The sequence below is a fragment of the Spirillospora sp. NPDC049652 genome, assembly GCF_040675125.1.
GTDB lineage: Bacteria > Actinomycetota > Actinomycetes > Streptosporangiales > Streptosporangiaceae > Spirillospora.
Map to the genome: position 1 here is coordinate 1 of NZ_JBFAOF010000417.1, position 5957 is coordinate 5957.

General features: G+C 74.2%; 7 protein-coding genes. 2 read left to right on the forward strand and 5 right to left on the reverse strand.

Going from position 1 to position 5957, the window contains the following annotated elements:
• On the reverse strand, positions 1-903 hold a 903-nt coding region (locus tag AB0J52_RS23870), incomplete at its 3' end, for an LLM class flavin-dependent oxidoreductase (RefSeq protein WP_500184271.1).
• A 28-nt stretch (positions 904-931) separates the two neighbouring features.
• On the opposite strand from AB0J52_RS23870, the gene AB0J52_RS23875 reads away from it, so the two are divergent.
• Positions 932-1387 carry a MarR family winged helix-turn-helix transcriptional regulator gene (locus AB0J52_RS23875; protein WP_500184272.1) on the forward strand — a complete coding sequence of 152 codons (456 nt, stop codon included), beginning with the start codon at positions 932-934 and terminating at the stop codon, positions 1385-1387.
• Between the two features lie 22 nt (positions 1388-1409).
• Here the strand turns inward: AB0J52_RS23875 and AB0J52_RS23880 are convergent, their stop codons facing one another.
• Positions 1410-2525, reverse strand: a complete 1116-nt coding sequence (locus AB0J52_RS23880) for an NAD(P)/FAD-dependent oxidoreductase (protein WP_500184273.1) — start codon at positions 2523-2525, stop codon at positions 1410-1412.
• Between the two features lie 169 nt (positions 2526-2694).
• Entirely contained in the window at positions 2695-3768 is a 1074-nt protein-coding gene (locus AB0J52_RS23885; protein ID WP_500184274.1) for a C2 family cysteine protease, read from the reverse strand.
• A 204-nt stretch (positions 3769-3972) separates the two neighbouring features.
• Here AB0J52_RS23885 and hutI point away from each other — a divergent pair, with 204 nt between their 5' ends.
• The gene (hutI, locus tag AB0J52_RS23890; protein ID WP_500184275.1) at positions 3973-5136 is read left to right on the forward strand and encodes an imidazolonepropionase; all 1164 of its coding nucleotides are present in this window, start codon (positions 3973-3975) and stop codon (positions 5134-5136) included.
• A 34-nt stretch (positions 5137-5170) separates the two neighbouring features.
• On the opposite strand, the gene AB0J52_RS23895 is transcribed toward hutI, so the two are convergent.
• Positions 5171-5650 (reverse strand): cupin domain-containing protein, encoded by a 480-nt coding sequence (locus AB0J52_RS23895; protein WP_500184276.1) that lies wholly within the window; start codon positions 5648-5650, stop codon positions 5171-5173.
• Positions 5651-5747: 97 nt separating this feature from the next.
• Positions 5748-5957 (reverse strand): flavin reductase family protein (locus tag AB0J52_RS23900; RefSeq protein WP_500184277.1); only part of this gene is annotated, 210 nt, incomplete at its 5' end.

The following is a 5957-nucleotide window of genomic DNA, read 5'->3' on the forward strand; positions in this document are numbered from 1 at the left end:
CGCCGCCGGGGGACGCGCGGCCGCCACGGCCTCCCGGACGGCCGGGACGACCTCGCGGGCCCAGGCGTCGGGCTCGTCGCCGAAGTAGGTGAAACCGGCCGCGCCGTGTTCCAGGACGGCCCCGGTCAGCTCCTCGGCCCACTGGGCGGGCGAGCCGCCGATCCAGCGGCCCTCGGCGTCACGGGTCGCGTCGAGCGGCCGCGCGGTGATCCGGCCCGGCAGGTTGTAGACCGTGCGGACGTCGGACGGGGAGCGGCCCGCGGCGGCGGCGGCCTCGTCGATGATCGGCCGGGACCAGCGGTACCGGTCGCTCAGCCAGTCCGCCGCGTGGCCGGGGATCCAGCCGTCCGCGTGGCGGCCGGTGACGGCGAGCGAGCGCGGCCCGTTGGAGCCCGTCCAGATCGGCGGGGCCGGGGCGGCGGCCGGTTCCAGGCCCCTGACCTGGTAGAACTCGCCCTCGAAGGTGACCGGGCCGCCGCCGCCCGACAGTGCCCGCACGACCTGGAACGCCTCCTCGAAGGCCCGCACGGCCTGGCCCGGCGTGAGCCGCTCGACGCCCATGCGGGCCGCCTCGTCCCACAGGCCGCCCGCGCCGAGGCCGAGGATCACGCGTCCCTCCGACAGCTCCGACAGGGAGGAGATCGTCCGGGCGAGCAGCGGCGCCGGGCGGACCGGCAGGCTGGTGACGTTCGCGAACGCCGACAGCCGCCGGGTGCGGCCGAGCAGCACGCCGACGGTGGCGTACGCGTCGAGGCGGTCGGCGTAGTAGGGGTGGTCGGAGACGCTGACCATGTCGAGGCCGTCCCGGTCGGCCCGCGCGGCCTGCTCCAGCATCGCGGCGGTCGTCCGCACCGCCGAGGAGAGGCCGAGGCCGAAGACAAGTTCGTTCCGCGAATTACGCATCGTATTTCCTTCGGGATATCGTGTCGGTATGGCCAAGATGACGGGTGAGCGGATGGCGGTGGCGACCGCGCTGGTCCGCGCGTCCTTCCTGGTGGACGCCGTGTACGCCGCGGCCGCGCGGGAGTACGGTCTCACCCCGCAGCAGGGCCAGCTGCTCTGCGTCCTGATGTCCCGGCCCATCGGCATGGGCGAGCTCGGGGCCATGCTCGGCCTGGCCAAGTCCAGCCTGACCGGCCTCGTCGACCGCACCGCCCGGCGCGGCCTGGTCCGCCGCGAGCCGGACCCGGACGACGCCCGGGCCGTCCGGGTCGCGCTCACCGAGGCGGGCGCCGCGCTCGCCGACGACTTCTACACCGAGACCTGCCGCCGGGTGGAGGAGCTGCCCGCCGGGTTCAGCGCCGCCGAGCGCGACGCCCTGGTGGAGCTGCTCGGCCGCGTCGTCGAGGAGAACGACGTCCCCGAGGTCTTCATGGACGAGCACTGAGCCTCCCGCGGCCGGAACGGCGCTAGGCCGCCGGCGCCGTCCCGGGCTCCGGCTCGCGCTCGGGCTCGGTGTTGAACAGCTCCACGAACCGGCCGGTGAACAGGTCGCGTCCCTTGTAGTCGGCGACCGTGTCGGCGGAGACCACGAGCGGACCGTCCGGGCCGGGGAACTGGCCGACGCCGCCGTCCGGGCCGAGCGGCAGCAGCACCGTCGGGATCGGGGACGGCGCGTACGTCGCGGACGGCTCCTCGCCCCGCAGCCGCGCCGCGATGTTCGCGGCCACGACCTCGGCGTGCTTCATCGCGTACCCGGCCATCTTCGCCTCGGCCAGGTCCGTGACGTCGCCGAGCGCGTAGACGTTCGGAAAGCCCTCGACGTTCAGCGTCCCGGTCACCCGGATCCGTCCCGCGGGCGTCCGGGCCGCCTCCAGCCCGCCGTCCAGGCGGGGCGTCCGGACGGCCACGCCGTACGCGCGGAACCAGATGTCGGCGGTGATCCCGTCCACGGTGAAGGTCCGCGCGAGGCCCGGCTCGACCGGCGGCTCGGCGCTCAGCCGGGTGCCGAGGCGCAGCTCGATCCCGCGCTCGTCCAGCTGGCGGTGCAGGTCGGCGCGCATCGCGTCGTCGAAGCCCGGGACGATCCGCTCGGCCGGGTCCACGATCGTCACCTGCTTGTCCGGCCAGACCGCCTTGATCTCGCCCGCGAGCTCCAGGCCGACCGGCCCCGCGCCGGTGATGAGGACGCGGGCGGCCCCGGCGAGCTCCCGGTGCGTGTCCCGCAGCTGCGCCAGCGCCTCGGCGGCGACGTCCGTCCGCGTCTTGGCGGGATAGGGGTAGCCGGAGCCGGACGCCAGCACGATGTGGCCCGCGCCGATCCGCTCACCCGACTCCAGCGTCACCCCGGCGGCGTCCACCGAGGCGGCGCGGTCCCGCACCACCCGGCCCCGGGACAGCAGCCGGTCGTAGCGGAAGAACATGTTCGGCGCCCAGTCCGGCCGCACCAGTGCCCGCAGCGACCCGGCGGAGTGGACGAACGCGTCCCTCGGCTCCACCAGCACCACGTCGGCGTGCCCGTCCAGCGCCTTGGCGGCGGCCGCGCCGCCGTACCCCCCGCCGACCACCACAACGGTCTCGTCCACGATGACCCCTCTCCTTAAGTTCGTACTACGAACCATATTGGTTCGTAGTACGAACTGCAAGGGCGGGGATCATCATTTCCGAGCGGGAGCGGAGAGCGGGGAGCCACAGGCGGTCACCCGCCGGCGGTCACACGTGCGCGGTCACGCGTGCGCGGTCACACGCGGGCGGTCACTTCTTCGCCGGAGGGCGGGCCGCGTAGAACCACATGAACGCCTGGAAGAAGGCGTCCCAGGTGAACAGGAGGGGGAACTCGTCCGAGCCGGGCAGCTTCTCGGCGTTCTTGATCAGCGTCGCGGACTTCCAGCGCTTCTCGGCGTCGCCGCCGCGCGGGGTGTTCGGGTCGGAGACGAGGACGCCGTCCTCGCCGGCCGCGAGGACGGCGTAGTTGTGCCGCTTGCCGCGCGCCGCCGTGGTGATCGCGTATCCGTCCGCCGCCAGCGAGGGCATCTTCGCCTTGGCGACGGCGGGCTTGGTCTCCTCGTCGCTCATCCAGTTGACGTGCACGAAGTCGCCGAGGCCGAGCGCGGCGAGCACCGGCCGCTCCTCGGCGCCGTCGAGCGCGGCGTACCCGCCCCACATCGTGGCGAAGGCCTTCTCCAGGACGGCGGGCCAGAGCGGCGTGGTCGAGGTCGGCCCGTACGGCGACCCGCTCAGCAGGTACAGCGGGTCCCGGTTGTGCCTGGACACCGGCAGGTGGCGGCTGATGGTCATGGTCTCCGGCCGCGCGCCGGACGCCGGCAGGGCCTTCGGTCCCGTCGTCGGAACGAGCCGGACGTTGTAGCCGCCCTCCGTCGTGGTGATGAGCGACTGGATCAGCGCCGGTCCGCCCTTCGACGCGGCGAGGGCCTGGAACGCCGAGGCGACCCGGCAGTCGCCGACCAGTCCCTGCGCGACGTCCGACGGGTGCGGCGCACTCGGGAACAGGGCCGAGTCGGGCGCGAAGTAGCCGCCGATCCCGTCATGGGTGGACAGCAGGTCCGGTTCCTTGACCGACCGCCCGGCCAGTGCCGGAAGGTCCTTCTCCGCGATCGTGACCTGCAGCGAGGCCACGCCCCAGTCCGCGCCCGAGCGGACGACCCGCAGCTTGGCCCGGCCTTCCCCGACCTCCCCCACGGCGAACTCGGCGATGTTCAGGGTGGTGTCCTCCTCCGATCCGGAGCGGCGTGCGGTGATGGCGTAGGAGCCGTCGCGGACGCGCCAGCGGCCCCGCGGAGCCACGCTGCCCGTCTGCTGTTCGGTCATGGCGACCTGCCCTTCGCCCCGGGCCGCCGACCGGAGCCCGGTCGGCCGGATTGCCCGGGTGTCGCTCACACTCTGGCACCGGGCGAGCACGCCGTGGATCATCCGCGCTGTCCGCTACCGGCCCATGCCGGACGTCTCGGATGCCAGACACCGGCGGGCGGGGCGTGGCACGGCGGACGGGACGGCGGGTGCGATGCTGGGGCGGTGAGCATCGTCATCACCAACATCGGGGAACTGGTCACCAACGAGCCCGGGCTGGGGGAGGGACCGCTCGGCGTCGTCCGGGACGCGGCGCTCGTCCTGGACGGCGAGCGCGTCGCCTGGGTCGGCCGCGCCGCCGACGCGCCCGCCGCCGACGAGGCGTACGACGCGGCCGGCAACGCCGTCCTGCCCGGCTTCGTCGACTCGCACGCGCACCTGGTCTTCGCCGGGGAGCGCGCCGAGGAGTTCGCCGCGCGCATGTCCGGGCAGCCGTACAAGGCGGGCGGCATCCGGACGACCGTGGCGAGGACGCGCGCCGCGTCCGACGACGAGCTGCGGGCGACCGTCCGGCGGCTGGTGGACGAGATGGCCCGGCAGGGCACGACCACCGTCGAGTGCAAGTCCGGCTACGGCCTGAACGTCGAGGACGAGGAGCGGGCCGTCCGGATCGCGGCGGAGACCGCCGACGAGGTCACCTTCCTCGGCGCGCACGTCGTCCCGGCCGAGTACGCGGACGACGCGGCGGGCTACGTGCGGCTCGTCTCCGGCGAGATGCTCGCCAGGTGCGCGCCGCACGCGCGTTGGATCGACGTGTTCTGCGAGCGCGGCGCGTTCGACGCCGACCAGGCCCGCGAGGTGCTGGAGGCCGGGATCAAGGCCGGGCTCATGCCGCGCGTCCACGCCAACCAGCTCGGCGAGGGCCCGGGTGTGCGGCTGGCGGTCGAGCTGGGCGCGGCGTCCGCCGACCACTGCACCTTCCTCAGCGACGAGGACGTCGCGGCGCTCGCCGGCTCCGAGACCGTCGCGACGCTGCTGCCCGGCGTCGAGTTCTCCACCCGGCAGCCCTACCCGGACGCGCGGCGGCTGATCGACGCCGGGGTCACGGTCGCGCTGGCGAGCGACTGCAACCCCGGCTCCTGCTACAGCTCCAGCATGGCGTTCTGCGTCGCGGTCGCCGTCCGGGACATGCGGATGACGCCCGCCGAGGCGGTCTGGGCGGCGACGGCGGGCGGCGCGCGGGCGCTGCGCCGCACCGACGTCGGGCGGCTCGGCGTCGGCGCGCGGGCGGACGTGCTCGCGCTGTCCGCCGCGTCCCACATCCACCTGGCCTACCGGCCCGGCGTCCCGCAGGTCGCCGCCGTCTGGAAGCGCGGCAGCCGCGTCTGACCTCCCGGCCGGACGCGCGGATCCGGCCGGGAGGTCAGACCCAGAACGTGTCGTGTTCGAGGAAGAACGCGACACGTTCCTCGTCGGTCATCTCCGCCAGGTGCGGCGTGCCCTCGAAGTACGCCTCGCGCGGCGCGCCCGGCGAGAAGTGGATCAGCATGGACGCCCGCTCGCCCGACTCGTTCCGGAAGCCGTGCACGCCGCCCTCCGGCACGTGCACCCAGTCGCCGGGGGACGTGTCGATCCACGTCGTCCCGTCGAAGATCCGGACCGTCCCGGACAGGATGTAGAACGACTCGGAGATCGACCGGTGGAAGTGCGGCGACGGGCCGTTCGGCGTGGCGGACATCTCCCACCGGTACAGCCCGAACTGCCCGTTCGTCGAGGCGCCCGTGGCCAGGTAGTGGACGCGGGTGCCGTTGGCGTAGACCTGGTCGGGCTCGGAGGAGTCCGGCCGGTAGATGGCGGTGGCCTCGCCCTTCTCACCGTGGTACCGGGGCTCTGGATAGGTCATCGCGGGTTCCTCGTGATCCGTGCGGCAGTGCTGCCGGGAGCGTATCCGTCCGCCGTCCGCCCGCCGTCGGCCCACCCTGCCCCAGGGCGGGCGCGGCTCAGGTCAGGTAGCGGCGGTTCACCCTGATCAGCGGGGACCGGCGGCGCGCGACGTAGTCGGCGGACAGCACCTCGGCGACGAACAGCGTGTGGTCGCCCGCCTCGATCGTCTGCCGCGTCTCGCACTCCAGCGCGGCCAGCCCGGACGCCACGATCAGCGCGTCCGACAGCGGGCCCCGGTGGTGCGGCTCGGACGCCAGCAGCAGCCG

Coding starts and splice junctions, on each gene's coding strand:
- AB0J52_RS23895 (WP_500184276.1), bottom strand. CDS start 5,650: ATGACCTATCCAGAGCCCCGGTACCACGGTGAGAAGGGCGAGGCCACC.
- AB0J52_RS23875 (WP_500184272.1), top strand. CDS start 932: ATGGCCAAGATGACGGGTGAGCGGATGGCGGTGGCGACCGCGCTGGTC.
- AB0J52_RS23885 (WP_500184274.1), bottom strand. CDS start 3,768: ATGACCGAACAGCAGACGGGCAGCGTGGCTCCGCGGGGCCGCTGGCGC.